Below are 17,631 nucleotides of genomic sequence, written 5' to 3'. Positions count from 1 at the left end.
GGGCCCGGGTAATGACCAAAGCAACAGTCTTCATGTGCGCAAGCTGGATCGGTTTGGCTGGCGTCGCCCTGGTAGCGGTCGCTCCTTTTGCTCCCGGCACATACAGCCTCGCTACACTGGGCGCTTTTGTCGTGTTCTGGAGCAGCGTCGCACTGCTCTCATCCCGCAAGGCTGACGAATACACTATTGGTCTATGGAATGCAGGTGCCAGCTTTTCCTTCGCATCGCTTTTGGTTCTGCTAATCGCCATGCCTTTTAGCGAAGGATTGATTGATGGGTTGATGGGCGCTGACGCCAAGCGTGACCTTGGCCCCGAACATGGCGCACTCCTCGCCTTTGGAGCGTTCTATATTGGCCTTTTTTGGAAACGCATGAGGGGAGATGCCTGATGACATATGACCCAACCGCTTATGACTATGATCAAAGATCACATCTCTATAAATGGATGTGGTTCGGTGCGGGATGCGCGGTGTTCAGCGCGGCCAATCTCTTCATCGGTATGGACAATATGCTCAGCGCAATCGCATTTGGCGGCATGGCCGGCGGGCCCCTTACAGTCGCGTTCAGTACCCGCGCGGATGAATATATGAAGAGCCTGCAAATGATGGGCGTGCGCTGGATGTGTGCTTGCCTTGGTGTGTATCTTATAGCCCTGTTTATCTTAGCAAACGGGGATGTGGCGCATGATCTTGGTATGATCCTGGGCGGGGCAGAGCCTGATGATGAACCAAGTTCAACCCAATTGATCGCCACCAATGGATTGATCGTTGCAATAGCATTGAGCATTTCATTTTATGCTGGCTACGCCTTTGCCTGGGCCAGGGATACGATCGGGGCGGACAAATGAAAAACCGCCTCAAAGTGCTGCGCGCCGAGCGCGATTGGTCGCAGGCAGACCTTGCCGGGCATCTCGATGTCTCGCGCCAAGCGGTCAATGCCATCGAAACCGGCAAGCACGACCCGTCCCTCCCCCTCGCCTTTCGCATCTCGCGTTTGTTCGCCATGCCAATTGAAGAGATATTCTATGACGAAATCTGACGAACTGGAAACTGAAACCCCAAGCCGTCCATTTCTGGCTCAGGTATTGCTATATCTTGGAGCAGCTGGAACGCCGGGCGCGCTTGCCTCTCTTGTCGCAATAGGGATGGAGCGCGGGTTTGACTGGGTTCTGATCACTGTTGGAGCGCTCTTTGCTATCGGCGGGTTTGCCCTTGTTCGATATGCGCTGAAGATCGGCAATTTTGATCCCCCCAACTTGTCGAGCAAGGCTGGCATCAATCAGGTCATTTTGCTGTGCTCGGCAGGTTTAGGTCTGGTCATTGGAATTTATTTCAACCTGACCGGCCGCGTTGATGATGTGCTTGAGGGCACATTCGTGCTGGCACGCACAGAGGCTATAATTGGTCTGGTTATCCTGTTCGCGTTCGCTCCGGTCGCGCTTTTCTGGCACCGTATTATCGATGAGCACGAGGCAGCTGCTGCGAACTCATCGGCGATGGCCGCGCTCTACGTCTATTTCTACGGATATATTGGCTGGACCTTTGCTGAGTACGCCGGTCTTTTGCCACCGCTTAACAGCCTAGTGCTTTTCGCCATCGTTTTGACGGCTTTCTCAGGTCTATGGGCGTACAAGCGCTCTGCTTGAAGCTCGCCCGACAAAACATCTCATTCATCTCTTGCCCACCTTTGTAATTCTAAGTCACCCCCAAGAAAGGATCCCATCCATGAAACTGAACTCAATTCTAACCGCCAGCGTCGCAGGCCTTGCGCTTTTTGCGTCAAGTCCCGCCCTCGCCGATCACCACGCAGAGGCAACCGCCGATGCGACGATGGAACTGCCAAGCGGGCCAGACGGTCCAGCCCTTTGGAAGGTGTCCGATGAAGACACGACGATTTACCTCTTCGGCACGGTTCACGTCCTGCCAAAAGAGCTCAAATGGTATGATGCTGAAATCGACACGGCTCTGAAATCGTCTGACACGGTTGTGACCGAGATCAAGATGGACCCCGAAAGCGAAGCAGCCATGGGTCAGCTGGCGCAATCGCGCGGTGTATTCACCGATGGAACAACGCTGCGCTCACTTCTGAACGAAGAGCAAACGGCAACCTATGAAGCAGCGCTCGCAGGGCTTGGCGCGCCGCCACAGGCGTTTGACCCTATGAAACCATGGCTTGCAGGTCTGACACTTTCACTCATCCCACTGATGCAGCAGGGTTATGACCCCAACTCAGGTGTCGACAAGGTGATCCTTTCAAAAGCCGGTGAGGCAACGCAAGACGCGCTGGAAACAGCAGAATTCCAGATCGGCATTTTCGATGGTCTTCCCCAAGACTCGCAAGTCGCCTTCATGATGGAAGCGGTTGAGGGCATGCCGAAGGTCAAAGACACGATTGATGCCATGGTGGCAGAATGGGTCGAAGGCGATTCCGATGGCCTTGCTGCGATCATGAACGAAGACCTCGATGATGAGGCTCTGGCTGAATCGCTCCTTTATTCGCGCAATGCGACATGGGCCGAATGGATTGAAAGCCGTCTTGAAAGCACGCCGGGCACTGTCTTTATGGCGGTGGGCGCAGGGCACCTTGCAGGCGATAAGAGCGTGCAAGACTACCTCGAGGCGCGCGGCATCCAAAGCGAGCGCGTCCAATAATGGGCAAGGTGAGTGCAAATACGCCGCAATCCAACCTCTCAAAGGCTTGGACCGCTTCGCTGGCTGCACTCACCCTTGGCCTGCTGCTTTTGCTTGGTGCGTGCAGCAGTGAACCGGCGGCGGGTGAAGCTAAGCCTTACCCGCCCCCTGATCCGCTCTTTTATGAGCTCGCAAACGATGACGGGGAGGTCGAGGGATGGTTGCTAGGCACCATCCACGCCCTCCCCGAAGGCGTTTTATGGCGCACAGCTGCGATTGAACAAGCGACCGAGGAAGCAGACCTCCTCCTCGTCGAAGTCGCAGGGCTTGGGCAGGATACATCGATCAGGCAGACCTTTCTCGAATTGTCACGCAGCCCAGGCCTGCCTCCGATTGTTGAGCGCGTTAAGCCAGAACTTCGCGCTGATGCTAAGGCCATGGTCGAGCGGTCTAGTGTCTCACGAGCGCATCTTCGAACGAGCGAGGATTGGGCCGCAGCCATCATGCTGGCACAGGTCGATGCCCCCGGAGAGCCCGAGTTTGGCGTTGACCGAGCCCTGATTGCAGACTTTCAAGGTCGCAATGTCACCGGGTTCGAGACAGCTGGCGAGCAGCTGGGTATTTTCGATCAATTGGCGCCTGAGGATCAACGCGCGCTTCTTGAAGGGACAATCGAGGAGTGGTCTTCCTCAAACGGAACCCTTGAGCGACTTTTGCGCGCATGGCTTTCTGGCGATGAGGCGATATTGGAGGCCGCGACAACGCAAGGCATTATGAGCGACCCTGAGCTTCGCGCAGCCTTACTTGTGAACCGCAATACTGATTGGATGGAGCAGCTGCTGCCGTTGCTGAGCGAAGAGCCAAGGCCCATGGTCGCTGTGGGCGCTGCACATCTGGTCGGGCCTGATGGGATGGTCGCGCTATTACAAAAGGCCGGGTATACGGTCACTCGCCTGCCTTCATCCTAACCTTCGCGCTGCGACTTTTGAGTTGTATTCTGCGCCCCACCTTGTATGTGCGCCCAACTTGGCGTTCTGGTCATCCCTGGAGGCGGGACGCGCAAGGCACTTAAATGATTATGCATTCGAAAGGCTAATGTTATGAGCGACGCTCTGAATTTGCCCGCTGAAGCGCGCGAACGGGCAGGCAAGGGAGCCTCCCGTGCACTTCGCCGCGAAGGTCGGGTCCCCGCTGTTATCTATGGCGGCAAGGAAGAACCCCAAATGATCCACGTCGAGGAAAAGGAACTGGTCCGTCAGCTGATGACCGGTCACTTTATGAACTCGATTGTCCAGGTCGAATTGGACGGCAAGCCCGTTCGCACCATTCCAAAAGATGTCGCTCTTCATCCGGTCTCTGACCGCCCGACACACGTTGATTTCTTCCGCCTTTCGAAAGACGCCAAGATCGACGTGTCGATCCCAGTTGTCTTCGTTGGCGAAGCGGACTCGCCCGGCCTTGTTAAAGGCGGCGTTCTCAACGTTGTGCGCCACGAACTTGAACTGGTTTGTGCAGCGGACAAGATCCCCGGCGAAATCGAAGTATCGGTTGCTGGCAAAGACGTTGGCGATGCGGTCCACATCAGCGAAGTTCAGCTTCCTGAAGGCAGCGAAAGCGCGATCACAGACCGCGACTTCACGATCGTTACGCTTGTTGCACCATCAGCTCTCAAGCAGTCTGAAGGTGACACCACCGACGAAGAAGCTCCAGCAGCTGACGAAGTTGAAGCAACCTCGCAAAAGGGTGATGACGCCGAGTAGTCATTGGGGGCTAAGCCTCTTTTCCCTTATGAAATCACCAAGGCACCGGGCTTCCGCAAGGAGCTCGGTGTTTTGCGTTTTTGACTTACGCTCACCCATCCGGGCGAGCATCCTCGGCGCTATTCCCTCCGCTACGCTGCGGGGCGCCTGCGGGCGGCCGGTCGGCCTTGCGGTTGCTTGAACAACCGAGTTAAAGGACCTCAATGCAGATCTGGACAGGCCTTGGAAATCCCGGACCCAAATATGCCCTTCACCGGCACAATGTGGGGTTTATGGCGCTCGACGTGATCGCCGAGATGCATGGGTTTGGTCCGGAGCAAAAGAAGTTCCAAGGCTGGGTGCAAGAGGGGCGCATTGGCACCGAAAAAGTGCTGCTACTTAAGCCTGCGACCTTCATGAATGAAAGCGGACGCAGCGTGGGTGAGGCAATGCGTTTTTATAAGCTCGATCTTAGCGCCCTCACCGTCTTTCACGACGAACTCGACCTTGCCCCGTTCAAAGTGAAGGTCAAACAGGGCGGCGGGCATGCTGGCCACAATGGGCTTCGGTCAATTGACAAGCATCTGGGTGCAGACTTTCGCCGCATTCGCCTTGGCATTGGCCATCCCGGGCACAAGGACGCGGTGAACTCTTATGTGCTGGGCAATTACGCAAAGGCTGAACAAAACCCCCTCGTCGATATGCTCGGCGCGGTGGGAGCAGAGGCTCAGTGGTTGGCGCAAGGAAATGCGCCCCGCTTCATGAGCGATGTGGCGCTCAGGCAGCAAGGATGAGCGCCGAGACTGGCCATACCGCCAGCACGTCGCAGGCCGATCTTACCGAGGGATCGCTCCTTGGGATAACCGCACTTCAAGGGGTCGGCTTGACCTTCCTTGGCCTATCGCTCTGGTGGCTTTCTGGACGCGAGACTGCAGATTGGGTGACCTTCACCCTTCAAGATGTCCTGATCGGGATCGCGACCACCCTCGCCTTAATCGCGCTTGCTCTTGCCGGGTTCTTCTTCCCGCGCGTTTCAGAATATCTCATCCGCATGCAGCGAGAGAGTTACGGCTGGCTCACCCGGTTCAATTCATGGCGCGTGATTATCGTTATTTCGTTCTTCGCAGGCGTTTGGGAAGAGGCGCTGTTTCGCGGCGGTTTACAGGTCTTGCTCACCGATTACATCGGCGCCCCGCTTGCAATCCTCATAGCATCCGCCGTCTTTGCCGCGGTCCATTTGACCAAGCCCATCATCGGCTTTCTGCAATTCCTAATCGGCTGTCTTTTCGGTGCCATCTATTGGCAAACAGGCAGCCTTCTGGGCGTGATGCTGGCGCATTTCCTCTATGACATTTTCGCGCTGTGGTATCTCTTGCGCGAATTGACTAAGCTTGAAGCTGAAGAAGCGCTAAAAGCGCAAGAGTAATTATCCCAAAGGAGCCCCCAATGCCTGACCTCAATCGCCGCAACCTTCTTGCAGGTGCCGCCGCAACCGGAGCTCTTGCTGCCACGGCAGGCGTCGCGGCCAAGGATATGATCGACGTTGAGCCTGATCTTGAAGGCAAATCGATCCTGATCACGGGTTGCTCAACCGGCTTTGGACGCCTCGCAGCTGAGGATTTTGCCCGCAAAGGGGCAAAGGTGTTTGCCACTATGCGCAATCTGCCGCGCAAAGAAGCAGAGGAGCTTCGGGTTCTCGCTCTTTCTGAAAGGCTCGACCTTCAAGTGATCGAGATTGATGTGACCTCGGACGAACAGGTGGAGCAAGGCGTTGCGCAGGCTCTTGCGGCAACCGGCGGTACGCTCGACGTTCTGATCAACAATGCGGGCACGTCTTATGGCGGGCCGATTGAGATACAGGATATGGAGGCAACGCAGCACCTTTTTGACGTCAATGTGTTTGGCCCTCACCGTATGGCCCGCGCCGTTCTTCCAGCAATGCGCAAAGCAAAAAGCGGCCTTATCATCAATGTGTCATCGCAGCTTGGCCGCGTGATCGTGCCTGCTTATGCGCAGTATTCGCCAACCAAATTTGCGCTTGAAGCGATGAGCGAGAGCCTCGCCTATGAGCTTGTCCCACACGGCATTGATATAAATATCATTCAGCCCGGCGGCTATCCGACCATGATCTGGAAAAACTCAAACGAGAACAGCCTCGCGCTGCTCGAGCGAGCAGAAGAAAAGCATACAGACGGTTATGAGGCGTTGATATCGAGCCTGGGCGGGCGCACGGGTGGTGGCTCAACCGATCCGATGGACGTGCCAAATGCTATGGCACAGATCATTTCAATGCCAGCAGGAACGCGGCCCCTGCGCCGTCCGGTTCACCCCGGTGCCAAACCGCAAATTGCGGTCAATACCGTAAGTGCACAAACACAAGTCGAATGGCTGGGTGAGAGCCCCTATGGGCCCTGGATCAAGTCAGTCCATAACGTTTGATTTGAGGCAAACCGGCGGCTAAGGCGCTGCGAGTTTAATTGGCCGAAACGTCACTAGCGAAAGAACTGATCCATGGGTTTCCGTTGCGGGATCGTTGGGCTGCCTAATGTTGGCAAGTCCACTCTCTTTAATGCTCTCACCGAGACGCAGGCCGCGCAGGCTGCGAACTATCCGTTTTGCACGATTGAGCCCAACGTAGGCCAGGTCGCTGTACCCGATGAGCGTTTGGAAAAAATCGCTGCAATCGCCTCAAGCGCAAAGGTCATCGCAACTCAGCTTTCCTTTGTTGATATCGCTGGTCTTGTAAAAGGCGCGGCGCAAGGTGAAGGTCTGGGTAACCAGTTCCTCGGCAATATCCGCGAGGTTGACGCGATTGTGCATGTGCTGCGCTGCTTTGAAGATGATGATATCCAGCACGTCTCGAACCATGTGGACCCGATCGCCGATGCCGAAGTGGTCGAAACGGAGCTTATGCTTTCCGACCTTGAAAGCCTTGAGAAACGCGTCGCAAACGCTGCAAAACGCGCTACCGCTGGCGATAAAGAAGCCAAGATTATGGCTTCCGTATTGGGTCAAGCACTCGAACTGCTCAAAGACGGCAAGCCAGCACGCCTAGTCGAACCCAATGACGAGGAAGAAGCGCGCGTCCTCTCGCAAGCACAGCTTTTGACCGCAAAGCCTGTCCTCTACGTTTGCAACGTTGCCGAGGACGAAGCCTCAACCGGCAATGCCCTTTCGGAACAAGTCTTCGCAAAAGCGAAAAGCGAAGGTGCCCAGGCGGTGGTCGTCTCAGCAGCTATCGAGGCTGAACTTGTCGCAATGCCTCAAGAAGATCGCTCTGAGTATCTTACCGAACTCGGCTTAGAAGAAAGCGGTCTCGCACGCGTCATTCGCGCTGGCTACACCCTGCTTGGTCTCAAGACGTTCTTCACCGCAGGCCCCAAAGAGGCTCGCGCTTGGACATTCCCCGATGGCGCAAGGGCCCCGCAGGCTGCGGGCGAAATCCATACCGATTTCGAAAAAGGCTTCATCCGCGCAGAAACCATCGCTTACGATGACTACATCGAATTAAACGGTGAGACAGGGGCAAAGGACGCTGGAAAGATGCGTCAGGAAGGCAAAGACTATCTCGTCCAAGACGGGGATATCATGCTTTTCAAATTTAACGTCTAATTCTCAAGCTCCACACCGTATCTGTCGCAGGACCTTATCAGGGACCGGCACGGCGAATTTGCGACCTTGCGAGAGAGATTGGGAACTATGGCAGAGACCTCACGGTCGATCATAGGTTGACGTGCACGGGCACACAGCCGGACGATATGGCGCTTATCTCGCTGGATGAAGCTATGAAATCGGTCCGCTAGAGAATTTTAAAATACCATCATCGTCGCCAAACTCGGGCGCCATATCTTTGATTGATGAGGCCAACATTTTACGCATGCGTGTCTCACCTTGATCACTCAATTCAACAATTCCGGCGTGGTCGACCAGCAGGCATCTCGCCGAGAGTACAGCGCGCCACCTGTTCAGGGTGTCAGGCCCAAGCCTTAGCTCTTTCGCCACTTCCTCACAGGTGAGTGTCTCTCCTCTTGCGTTCGCTATGAATGCGATAAGGAGAATATCCCAAGCAGGCTCTCCTAATAGGTCCGCGTCAAGAAAGGTGCATCTCGCTTGCCTGTGATCGAATACTCTTTCAGCGTGAGAAACTATCGGATCGACTAATGTGTGAGTCCAACCCGGCCGCATTATAACCCCCTTTTGGAGCGCACCCAGGCACCCCCGCTGCGTCTTCCGACATCGTTATGATCATCGATACCATGGTTAGGTCGAGAATGGATGCTATTCTCGTCCACTTTAGATCGAGCGTTTCGTTTCAATAATTTGCAAGGATGTTGTCGCCCCTGTTGGACACATAACTTCGCCATGCACCGTGCTAATGCCGCCCAAAGAGCTTTTCGACATCATCCATGGAAAGCTTCACCCAGGTGGGCCGCCCGTGGTTGCATTGCCCCGATCTTGGGGTGGCTTCCATTTCGCGTAGGAGGGCGTTCATCTCGGCGACCGAGAGGACCCGCCCTGCCCTCACTGATCCGTGGCAAGCCATGGTGGCGAGCACATATTCGAGACGTTCAGCAAGAAGCAGCGAGCCGCTGTCCTCCTGTTTGCCGTGCTTGGCGATGTCGTCGGCGAGATCGCGCAGCAGCTTGCCGGTATCAGCTTTTGCAATCGCGGAAGGCACCGCGCGCACCAGCATGGCGGCCGGGCCAAAACGCTCAACCGATAGGCCATACCTTGCAAGGCCATCAGCAGCTTCCTCAAGTCGATCACAATCCGCCTCATCCATTTCGACCACATCAGGGACAAGCAGCGCCTGACTGCGTTGCACCGCCTTCTCTGCTCCGGACCGTTTAAGGCGCTCTAACACAAGGCGTTCATGAGCTGCGTGTTGATCGACTAGGATGAGCCCATCTTTGCTTTCGGCGACAATGTACGTGTTTGCGACTTGGCCGCGCGCAATACCAAGAGGATAGTCTTGGGTCTCTTGTGACAAGGGAACGGCTTCCTCCGCTCGCCCCTGAGGAAGGGCCTGAGGAAGGGCCTGAGGATGGGGTTGATCTGCTCCTTGCACAGCGCCCATTGCATCAAACGCGGGTCTCGCATCAGCGACACGGGGCCTTGAGGCGGACCAATCTTGGTCGTCGAAAATGGATCGCAGGGCAGGCGAAGGCTCTTCATGAGGTGTTGGGCTAACGGGCTCCGCCTCCCAACGACCCATTGCGTTACGGTCCGGCCCTTGCGCGCTGCGCCTGTCCCCCGTTGCGAGCGCTTGACGCAGGCCTGATACGATAAAACCGCGCACGCCGCTTGCATCCCGAAACCGAACCTCGGTTTTGGCGGGGTGGACGTTCACATCCACATCCTGGGGTGGGATCTCAAGAAACAGAGCCAAAACCGCGTGACGATCACGGGCGAGCATATCGGAATAGGCACCGCGGACCGCTCCTGTCAGAAGCTTGTCTTTGACAGGGCGGCCGTTCACGAAAAGATATTGGTGGTCTGCGACCCCGCGGTTGAACGTGGGAAGGCCTGCCAAACCCGTCAGGCGCAAGGGGCCATGCGGGCCTTCGCGGGTCAGCTCAATTTCGACCGCATTGTCTTTGAGTTCGCGCGCGACGATCTGCGACACTCTTGTGGCAAGCTCTTCTTCACCTTGTGTCGTCAGACCTTTACGCAGCTTTCCTTCCACCACATTCTCAAGCGTGAACGCAATATCAGGCCGCGCCATGGCCAAACGCCTGACACAGTCCAGACATGCGATGTACTCACTACGCGCGGTGCGCAGGAACTTGCGGCGCGCGGGCACTTTGGCGAATATTTGCTCTACACGGATGCGCGATCCGTGCGGCAACGCTGCTGGGCCCTCTTCCACCACTTCCCCATGGTCAACGACGCGGCGCCAGCCATCGTGCGCGCCCCTTGCCCGGCTTTCCATTGTCAAACGTGCAACGCTTGCAATGGATGGCAGAGCCTCACCCCTGAAGCCCAAAGTTGCCACCATCTCGATGGCCTCGTCAGGGAGTTTCGAGGTCGCGTGACGTTCAAGGGCCAGCGCCATATCCTGTGGGCTCATCCCGCAGCCATCATCGGTCACTTCGAGCCGGGTCAGGCCACCATCCACAAGAGCAATAGCGATCTCGCGAAGAGCCTGCATCAATCGCGTTTTCAACCAGCTCTTTGAGCGCCGCAGCAGGCCTTTCAACCACTTCACCAGCGGCAATACGGTTAACAAGCGTTTCAGGAAGGCGTCGGATTTGGGCCATTTGTCGCAAGCTAGCGCTTAATCGGCGCAATTTCGAGTATCACCGGGGAAAATCCCCTCCACTCTCAACAAAAAATTTTCCCTTTTTGCCTGTGTTTCGCTAGGCGGAGTGCATACATCGTGTGAACACGATCAGTGGGGGGCTAGCCGTTTGTGCGGCATGCCACTTTGGGACATCACGGAAACACTGCAAAATGAGCTTCTTTGCCAATCTTTTTAAATTCGGATCGCAAAACATGGCGATCGACCTGGGGACCGCAAACACGCTGGTCTATGTTCAGGACCAAGGGATCATCTTGAATGAGCCTTCGGTGGTCGCGATTGAGACGATCAACGGTATCAAACGCGTCAAAGCCGTGGGCGATGACGCGAAGATGATGATGGGCAAAACGCCCGATACGATTGAGGCCATCCGCCCGCTTCGCGACGGCGTTATTGCTGACATCGAAATCGCGGAAGAAATGATCAAGCACTTCATCCGCAAAGTGCACGGCAAACGCAATCTGTTCCGCTATCCGGAGATTGTTATCTGTGTCCCATCTGGCTCGACATCGGTTGAGCGACGCGCGATCCGCGATGCAGCATCGAACGCTGGGGCCTCGGAAGTGCATCTCATCCTTGAGCCTATGGCGGCGGCGATCGGCGCTGATATGCCTGTGACCGAGCCTGTGGGCTCGATGGTGGTTGATATCGGCGGTGGGACAACCGAGGTTGCGGTGCTGTCACTGCGCGGGCTTGCCTACACCACGTCGGTTCGCACAGGCGGTGACAAGATGGATGAAGCAATCGTCTCCTATGTGCGACGACACCACAACCTGCTCATCGGTGACACCACGGCAGAGCGCATCAAAAAGGACTATGGCATCGCAGTGGTCCCTGAAGATGGCGCTGGTGAGAGTATCACGTTGAAAGGCCGCGACCTTGTGAACGGGGTGCCAAAAGAAATTACGATCAACCAGGCGCATGTCGCAGAGGCACTTTCAGAACCAATCGGCGCTATCGTCGAGGGTGTTCGTATTGCCCTTGAAAACACAGCCCCTGAGCTGGCAGCAGATATTGTTGATCAGGGTATTGTCCTCACCGGCGGGGGCGCACTCATTCGCCGTTTGGATGAACATCTTCGCGAAGAGACAGGTTTGCCCGTTTCAATCGCGGAAGATCCGCTTACCTGTGTCGCTATCGGAACCGGTCGCGCGATGGAGGATCCGGTGTACCGCGGCGTTTTGATGACCGCCTGATTGGATACAGTCTTTGGAAACATTTGAAGCAAGGGATTAGCTAAGGCCATGGCGTCGCCCAAATCGCGTCGATCGGGCTTTTCGAAAAAGCAGCAATATTCGGTCTTCACCGGATACTTGTTGGCGACCCTTGGCGCTTTGATTGGTCTTGGGCTCCTTGCTATTTCCCTTTGGCAACCCTCCATCATGCAGCCGCTGCGCGGCGGTGCGACTTCGGTCGCCAGCCCTGCTGGTCAGGTGACCGCGGCAGTCCGCACCGAGCGGCAAAGTGTTTGGGCTACAGTGAGCGGCTTTTGGAGAGCAGGAAGCCAAAACGCAGCTTTACGCGAAGAGGTTGAACTTGCCCGCATCAGGTTAGCCGAGGCCCAAGCCGTCGAGGCGGAAAACGACCGGCTAAAGGCATTGCTTGGGCTCTACAGCGAAGAAAGCGCTCCGGTTGCCACAACCCGGCTGGTTGCATCGAGCGCCTCATCGGTCCGCCGCTTCGCCTATATCGGAGTGGGTAACAACGATGGCGTCGTCATCGGTATGCCCGTGCACTCAGAGCGCGGCGTGATTGGGCGGGTGCTAGAGACCTCCCTTGCCTCATCAAGAGTTTTGCTTCTCACTGACACAGAGAGTGTCTTGCCAGTCCGGCGCGCATCCGATCAAACGGTGGCTTTTGCAGAAGGGCGCGGTGACGGGTTCTTGCGTATTCGGCTTATCAACCTTGGGCTCAATCCCCTTGAAGTTGGGGATGTTTTTGTAACCAGCGGGGCTGGCGGGTACTACCGCCCGGGCGTTGCGGTTGCCGTTCTATCAGAAGTGACCCCCGATGGCGGTATCGCACAGCTTATCGCAGAACCGGCTGCGACAAATTTCGTCAGCGTCGAACCCATCTATGAGCCCAGAGCAGTTGAAGCTGCAGGGGTTAGAGAACGCGACCAGCTAACCGAAGAAGAGCTTTCCGACTGATGGACGGGCTTGATCCCCCTCTCCAACGCCGGGCCTATGGCGGTGCCAAGATTAACCGGGTGCAAGACCCCTGGCGCACCAACTCTGTTCATTACATTACAATCGCTTTGGGCTCACTGCTGCCATTCTTTGTGATGGCCGATATTATGCCGATCGCTCCACCGCTGGGCTTTATGATCTTTCTTGGGTGGCGCCTCATGCGTCCCGGGCTCATACCGATGTGGGCAGGCGTTCCGCTTGGCGCGTTGGACGACCTGTTTAGCGGACAACCGTTTGGCAGCGCCATTTTGCTTTGGTCACTCACGATGATCGCGCTTGAGGTGATCGAGACGCGCTTTCCATGGCGTGGGTTCTGGCAAGACTGGTTCACCGCAGGTCTTGGAATTGCCATCTATATCGTTGTTGCGATGATAGTTTCTGGTGCCACTCTATCCCCAAAACTGCTCAGCGTGATCTTACCGCAGATCGCGCTTTCCGTTTTGCTCTATCCACTTCTTGCACGCGTTATTGCCCGCGCTGACCGCTTCCGCCTTTCCCGAGCTCGGAGGATCGGATGAAGCGTTTCTTCAAACTGAAGACTGGCACCCGGCGCGCGGGCCCGGTGGTCAATGCGTCCACCTTGCGCAATACATTTGAGCGACGGGCCGTGGTGATCGGTGGTATCCAAGCCTCGGTTGCATTGCTGCTCGCTGGACGCATGGGCTATCTTGCGATTGCCGAAAATGAGAAATATCGCCTTGAATCAGAGAGTAACCGGGTCAATCTGACGCTCATTCCACCCCGGCGCGGTTGGATATTGGATCGCAATGGGGCACCGCTTGCATCCAATAGAGCCGACTTTCGCGTCGATGTTGTCCCGGATCGCTTGTCCAATCCTCAGCAAATGATCTCGCAAATCGGAGGTCTCCTCGGGCTCGAAGCTGACCGCATCGCTGATTTGCAGAACACAGTTGAAACCGCGCGCGGCTTTGCCCCGGTCGAAGTTGCAAGCGGCCTCAAATACGAACAGTTTGCAGCCCTTAGCGTTCGCCTTCCCGACATGCAGGGCGTTGTGCCGCAGCGCGGCTTCTCACGATATTATCCAACAGCGTCCTCTGTCGGGCATCTCATAGGCTATGTAGGCCCCGCCTCTGCCGAGGAGTATGAGGAAGATCGCAACCCCATTCTCATCACACCGGGTTATAAGATCGGCAAGGATGGTCTTGAAAAACAATTTGAACAAGGACTTCGCGGGACGCCCGGAGCGCGCCGCGTCGAGGTAACCGCAGGCGGGCGGATTGTGCGCGATCTGGAAACGCGCGACGATATCCAAGGCGATGCAGTAAAGCTCACGATCGATGGCCCGCTTCAGGATTATGCCGCACGCCGCATTGGACTTGAGAGCGGTTCGGTCGTGGTTATGGACTGCGAGACGGGCGACCTGTTGTGCATGGCGTCCATGCCAAGCTTTGATCCCAACAGCTTCTCCGATGGCATTGGCTCTGTTGAATATTCAATGCTGCGCGAGGATCAACGCGTGCCCTTGCGCAACAAAGTCCTGAAGGGACTTTATCCGCCAGGATCAACAGTTAAGCCGATGCACTGCTTGGCATTTCTACAGGCCGGGGTATCACCGCAAGACACAATCGTTTGCGGCGGTGGGCGCCGGATCGGGAGCAGGTTCTTCAACTGCCACTCCAACCACGGCGTGGTCAATATGGACAAGGCCATCGCGCAAAGCTGCGACAGCTATTTCTACCACTTCGCTCAGCAAATCGGCTTCGATAAGGTGGCAGCGCTCGCCAAAGATTTGGGCATGGGGCAGGAATTCGACCTTCCCGTTACCAGCCAGTTTTATGGCACCGTCCCCACATCAGACTGGAAATTCAACAAGTTCGGACGCGAGTGGGAAACGTTTGATACGGTCAACGCCTCAATCGGCCAGGGCTATTATCTGGCAAGTCCCCTACAGCTTGCCGTGATGAGCGCGCGGCTTGCCACCGGTAAACGCGTGAGCCCCCGTCTGCTTCTGGACGATCCAGTGGTGAAGCCTGAAAGTTACGGCTTTGATCCTGAACAACTTGGCTATGTCCATCAGGGCATGAGCAATGTGGTCAACGGTGCCGGCACCGCCCGCCGCGCCCGCTTGCCCATCGACAATGTGAAGATTGCAGGAAAAACCGGCACCGCGCAGGTTGTCTCGCTGAGTGTTTCGGACGGGCGAAGTGGTCCATGGAAATTTCGCGATCATGGCCTCTTCACCTTCCATGCCCCTGCTGAAAACCCACGTTACGCCGGGGCCGTCGTAATCGAGCACGGCGGCGGATCAGGCGCTGCATACCCAATTGCGCGCGATGTCGTCACCTTCATGTTTGACCCTGCCAAAGGCGTCGATGCTCTCAAAGGCCTGGAGCGCCAATGGGGTGGAACTGCTCAAGAACGATTGGAGAGGCGATACGCCGCTTACGCAGCTGAGCGCGGCGCAGTGGTCACCCCGCCCCCTCAACGCGACGAGGACATCTTCGACAAAGTTGAGGCAGAAGCGCGGCTTGAAGCTGAACAAACACAGGAAATCGGAGAGAACTTCGTTAAACCGCGCGAGGATCAGACAGCATCCGGCTCGCCGCCCCCGGATGCGATTTCGCCTTTGCCTCCAACAGCGGAAACCTCGCCTTCTCCTACTGGGCCAACGTCCCCTGCCACTTCTGGGCCAACTTCTGGGCCACCTGCCGGAGCCCAGCAATGAACACCAGCACTGGCGTCATCCCTGAACCGATAGCCCGCCAACCCTGGGGCATGTTGATACCTTTGTTCCTGCTCGTCGCGTTCGGAGCTGCGGTTCTTTATTCAGCGGCCGGCGGGAAGATGGACCCCTTCGCATCATCGCACCTCATCCGCTTTAGCGTCTTTCTTGTCATGGCCTCGGTCATCGCGTCTCTTCCCAGGGACTTCGTGAGGTTCATGACATATCCCGCCTATGTCGTGGTCCTGTTACTGCTTATCGGTGTGGAGATACTGGGCAATGTCCGGGGCGGAAGCCAGCGGTGGCTCAATCTTGGCTTCATGGTGTTGCAGCCCTCAGAGCTGATGAAGCCTGTCATCGTTGTGACCCTTGCCCAGTTTTATGCCAGCCTGCCTGTCGGATTGATCACCGGATGGCGCGCTTTGGTAGTCCCTGGAGTGCTGATCGCCTTGCCAGTGTCGCTTGTGCTGCTTCAGCCAGACCTTGGGACCTCACTTGCGATTGCGTTTGGCGGGGCGGTCGTCATGCTCCTTGCAGGCCTTCCTCTAAAGTGGTTTGCGGGCGGCGCAGTAGCCGCTGTGGCCGCGGCACCTCTCGTCTATTTCTTTGGCCTTCAAGATTATCAACAGCGACGGGTCATGACGATGTTCAACCCGGAGGCTGACGCGCTTGGCGCTGGTTACCACATTAATCAATCAAAGATTGCAATAGGTTCTGGCGGTGTCTTCGGAAAAGGCTTTAACAATGGGTCGCAGAGCCACTTGCAATATCTGCCCGAACCCCAAACAGACTTTGTGTTTGCGACCATGGCCGAGGAATGGGGGCTCGCGGGCGGACTGTTCGTGCTTGCCGTTTTCACTATCATATTGAGCTGGGGCCTTCGCGTCGCCCGAACATCGCGCGACCGATTTGCCAGCTTGCTCGCCGCTGGAATGACGGCAACGATTTTCTTCTACGTGGCGGTGAACCTCATGATGGTGATGGGCATGGCGCCAGTGGTAGGGATCCCCTTGCCCTTTATGAGCCATGGCGGATCATCGATGATGACCAACATGATTTGTATTGGCGCGCTGCTAATGGTGAACCGCTGGAACCGTGAGGCCCCTCGATCCGGGCTTTCGAGCTAAGCCCACGCCCCCCTTTTCGCCGAGCAAATTTTTCGCCAAGTGTCCCGCGTCGTTTGGGTGAAATTTACTATTTTGCATCATCCACATCTTAACCCGCGCGCAGATAAAAACCTGCGATGGTTAGGGTGGCAGCAATTTTCAGGGTTCTTTTGAGTGCGTGGGTGCTCGCCGCCGCCCTGCCCGCCAATGCTCAAGATCAAGCAGCGTTCAACCCTGACCGATCCTTGTATGACACTCTTGGAAAACCGGGACAAAATCGCAGTCTTGTGCCCGCAAAGCACGCCATCAAACGCTCTGCCGGATCGGCTAAAACCGTATCCCAACAACAGGTAATGGATGCGATTTGGAGTGCAGCAGAGCACACCGGGGTCGACTACAACTACCTGCTTGCTCAAGCTCACCTTGAATCGGGACTTAACCCGCAGGCAAAAGCCCGCACGTCTAGCGCGGCAGGGCTCTATCAATTCATCGAAGGCACTTGGTTGCGCAGCCTTGAGCGTTACCGAGGGCAACTCGCCACCTATGCAAGCGAAGAACAGTCAAACGGCAATGACACCTTCTGGGGGTCGATGGCGTTTGAGGCCTCTGGCGCTTCTCGAACGCAATTGCTTGAACTTCGCCACGACCCTCGCCTCGCATCGCTGGTCGCTGCCGCCTACGCCATGGAAAACGGGAAGCGGCTCAAGAATGTCCTTGGACGTTCAGCCAACAGCACGGAACTTTACCTAGCACATTTCCTTGGAAGCGGCGGCGCCTCTCGGTTTATGTCGGCTTGGAGCCGTGATCCAAACCGTGCAGCGGCGCCAATGTTCACAAGAGCGGCGCGGTCTAACCGGTCAATCTTTTACACATCTGCCGGCAGTGCGCGCAGCCTCCAAGGTGTTCTTGAGCACTTTGAGAGAAAGATCGACAAGGCCCTGGAGCACTTCGATGTTCGGTCCAATCAAGCAGGGAACGCTCTA

At 56.4% G+C, this 17,631-nt stretch carries 16 protein-coding genes and 1 pseudogene; 16 read left to right on the top strand and 1 reads right to left on the bottom strand.

The features are described from left to right. Window positions 1-11: 11 nt before the first annotated feature. The 11 genes from AC0V61_RS15030 (at window position 12) to ychF (ending at window position 7,981) form a co-directional block, all read left to right on the top strand. Entirely contained in the window at window positions 12-389 is a 378-nt protein-coding gene (locus AC0V61_RS15030) for a hypothetical protein (RefSeq protein WP_486158841.1), read from the top strand. Further along, window positions 389-847 (top strand): hypothetical protein, encoded by a 459-nt coding sequence (locus AC0V61_RS15025; RefSeq protein ID WP_486158839.1) that lies wholly within the window; start codon window positions 389-391, stop codon window positions 845-847. Before AC0V61_RS15030 ends, AC0V61_RS15025 begins: the two co-directional genes overlap by 1 nt. Beyond that, on the top strand, window positions 844-1,038 hold the full coding sequence (locus AC0V61_RS15020; protein ID WP_486158837.1) for a helix-turn-helix transcriptional regulator: 195 nt from the start codon (window positions 844-846) through the stop codon (window positions 1,036-1,038). The genes AC0V61_RS15025 and AC0V61_RS15020 overlap by 4 nt, the downstream gene beginning before the upstream one ends. Then, the gene (locus AC0V61_RS15015; RefSeq protein WP_486158836.1) at window positions 1,025-1,645 is read left to right on the top strand and encodes a hypothetical protein; all 621 of its coding nucleotides are present in this window, start codon (window positions 1,025-1,027) and stop codon (window positions 1,643-1,645) included. The genes AC0V61_RS15020 and AC0V61_RS15015 overlap by 14 nt, the downstream gene beginning before the upstream one ends. A gap of 79 nt (window positions 1,646-1,724) precedes the next feature. Beyond that, window positions 1,725-2,651 (top strand): TraB/GumN family protein, encoded by a 927-nt coding sequence (locus AC0V61_RS15010; RefSeq protein WP_486158834.1) that lies wholly within the window; start codon window positions 1,725-1,727, stop codon window positions 2,649-2,651. After that, window positions 2,651-3,598 (top strand): TraB/GumN family protein, encoded by a 948-nt coding sequence (locus AC0V61_RS15005; RefSeq protein ID WP_486158832.1) that lies wholly within the window; start codon window positions 2,651-2,653, stop codon window positions 3,596-3,598. The genes AC0V61_RS15010 and AC0V61_RS15005 overlap by 1 nt, the downstream gene beginning before the upstream one ends. Window positions 3,599-3,730: 132 nt before the next feature. After that, entirely contained in the window at window positions 3,731-4,390 is a 660-nt protein-coding gene (locus AC0V61_RS15000) for a 50S ribosomal protein L25/general stress protein Ctc (RefSeq protein WP_486158830.1), read from the top strand. 203 nt (window positions 4,391-4,593) lie between these two features. Further along, a complete protein-coding gene (pth, locus tag AC0V61_RS14995) occupies window positions 4,594-5,163 on the top strand; it encodes an aminoacyl-tRNA hydrolase (RefSeq protein WP_486158828.1) in 570 nt (189 codons plus the stop codon). Then, complete coding sequence (locus AC0V61_RS14990; RefSeq protein ID WP_486158826.1) at window positions 5,160-5,795, top strand: CPBP family intramembrane glutamic endopeptidase; 636 nt, start codon at window positions 5,160-5,162, stop codon at window positions 5,793-5,795. The genes pth and AC0V61_RS14990 overlap by 4 nt, the downstream gene beginning before the upstream one ends. 20 nt (window positions 5,796-5,815) lie before the next feature. Next, window positions 5,816-6,808: an SDR family oxidoreductase gene (locus AC0V61_RS14985; RefSeq protein ID WP_486158824.1), complete on the top strand. Its 993-nt coding sequence runs from the start codon at window positions 5,816-5,818 to the stop codon at window positions 6,806-6,808. Between the two features lie 72 nt (window positions 6,809-6,880). Beyond that, window positions 6,881-7,981, top strand: a complete 1,101-nt coding sequence (gene ychF, locus AC0V61_RS14980; protein WP_486158822.1) for a redox-regulated ATPase YchF — start codon at window positions 6,881-6,883, stop codon at window positions 7,979-7,981. A 760-nt stretch (window positions 7,982-8,741) separates the two neighbouring features. On the opposite strand, the pseudogene mutL reads toward ychF, so the two are convergent. Further along, a pseudogene (gene mutL / locus AC0V61_RS14975) lies at window positions 8,742-10,629 on the bottom strand (DNA mismatch repair endonuclease MutL). A gap of 193 nt (window positions 10,630-10,822) precedes the next feature. Between mutL and AC0V61_RS14970 the strand changes: the two are divergent. The 5 genes from AC0V61_RS14970 to rodA are packed head-to-tail and all read left to right on the top strand — an operon-like array spanning window position 10,823 to window position 16,669. Further along, complete coding sequence (locus AC0V61_RS14970) at window positions 10,823-11,866, top strand: rod shape-determining protein (protein WP_486158820.1); 1,044 nt, start codon at window positions 10,823-10,825, stop codon at window positions 11,864-11,866. A gap of 48 nt (window positions 11,867-11,914) precedes the next feature. Next, the gene (gene mreC / locus AC0V61_RS14965; protein ID WP_486158818.1) at window positions 11,915-12,820 is read left to right on the top strand and encodes a rod shape-determining protein MreC; all 906 of its coding nucleotides are present in this window, start codon (window positions 11,915-11,917) and stop codon (window positions 12,818-12,820) included. After that, the gene (locus tag AC0V61_RS14960) at window positions 12,820-13,377 is read left to right on the top strand and encodes a rod shape-determining protein MreD (protein WP_486158817.1); all 558 of its coding nucleotides are present in this window, start codon (window positions 12,820-12,822) and stop codon (window positions 13,375-13,377) included. Before mreC ends, AC0V61_RS14960 begins: the two co-directional genes overlap by 1 nt. Continuing rightward, on the top strand, window positions 13,374-15,545 hold the full coding sequence (gene mrdA, locus AC0V61_RS14955; RefSeq protein ID WP_486158815.1) for a penicillin-binding protein 2: 2,172 nt from the start codon (window positions 13,374-13,376) through the stop codon (window positions 15,543-15,545). Before AC0V61_RS14960 ends, mrdA begins: the two co-directional genes overlap by 4 nt. Then, window positions 15,542-16,669, top strand: coding sequence for a rod shape-determining protein RodA (gene rodA / locus AC0V61_RS14950; RefSeq protein WP_486158813.1), 1,128 nt, complete (start codon window positions 15,542-15,544; stop codon window positions 16,667-16,669). Before mrdA ends, rodA begins: the two co-directional genes overlap by 4 nt. Window positions 16,670-17,631: the final 962 nt, after the last annotated feature.

The sequence above is a fragment of the Erythrobacter sp. JB1-4 genome, assembly GCF_057365025.1.
The sequence above is the reverse complement of the archived record's forward strand: the minus strand, read 5'-3'. Positions and strand labels throughout refer to the sequence as shown.

Coding starts and splice junctions, on each gene's coding strand:
- ychF (WP_486158822.1), top strand. CDS start 6,881: ATGGGTTTCCGTTGCGGGATCGTTGGGCTGCCTAATGTTGGCAAGTCC.
- AC0V61_RS15030 (WP_486158841.1), top strand. CDS start 12: ATGACCAAAGCAACAGTCTTCATGTGCGCAAGCTGGATCGGTTTGGCT.
- mreC (WP_486158818.1), top strand. CDS start 11,915: ATGGCGTCGCCCAAATCGCGTCGATCGGGCTTTTCGAAAAAGCAGCAA.
- AC0V61_RS14990 (WP_486158826.1), top strand. CDS start 5,160: ATGAGCGCCGAGACTGGCCATACCGCCAGCACGTCGCAGGCCGATCTT.
- AC0V61_RS15010 (WP_486158834.1), top strand. CDS start 1,725: ATGAAACTGAACTCAATTCTAACCGCCAGCGTCGCAGGCCTTGCGCTT.
- AC0V61_RS15005 (WP_486158832.1), top strand. CDS start 2,651: ATGGGCAAGGTGAGTGCAAATACGCCGCAATCCAACCTCTCAAAGGCT.
- AC0V61_RS14985 (WP_486158824.1), top strand. CDS start 5,816: ATGCCTGACCTCAATCGCCGCAACCTTCTTGCAGGTGCCGCCGCAACC.
- AC0V61_RS15015 (WP_486158836.1), top strand. CDS start 1,025: ATGACGAAATCTGACGAACTGGAAACTGAAACCCCAAGCCGTCCATTT.
- AC0V61_RS15020 (WP_486158837.1), top strand. CDS start 844: ATGAAAAACCGCCTCAAAGTGCTGCGCGCCGAGCGCGATTGGTCGCAG.
- pth (WP_486158828.1), top strand. CDS start 4,594: ATGCAGATCTGGACAGGCCTTGGAAATCCCGGACCCAAATATGCCCTT.
- AC0V61_RS15000 (WP_486158830.1), top strand. CDS start 3,731: ATGAGCGACGCTCTGAATTTGCCCGCTGAAGCGCGCGAACGGGCAGGC.
- AC0V61_RS14970 (WP_486158820.1), top strand. CDS start 10,823: ATGAGCTTCTTTGCCAATCTTTTTAAATTCGGATCGCAAAACATGGCG.
- mrdA (WP_486158815.1), top strand. CDS start 13,374: ATGAAGCGTTTCTTCAAACTGAAGACTGGCACCCGGCGCGCGGGCCCG.
- AC0V61_RS15025 (WP_486158839.1), top strand. CDS start 389: ATGACATATGACCCAACCGCTTATGACTATGATCAAAGATCACATCTC.
- AC0V61_RS14960 (WP_486158817.1), top strand. CDS start 12,820: ATGGACGGGCTTGATCCCCCTCTCCAACGCCGGGCCTATGGCGGTGCC.
- rodA (WP_486158813.1), top strand. CDS start 15,542: ATGAACACCAGCACTGGCGTCATCCCTGAACCGATAGCCCGCCAACCC.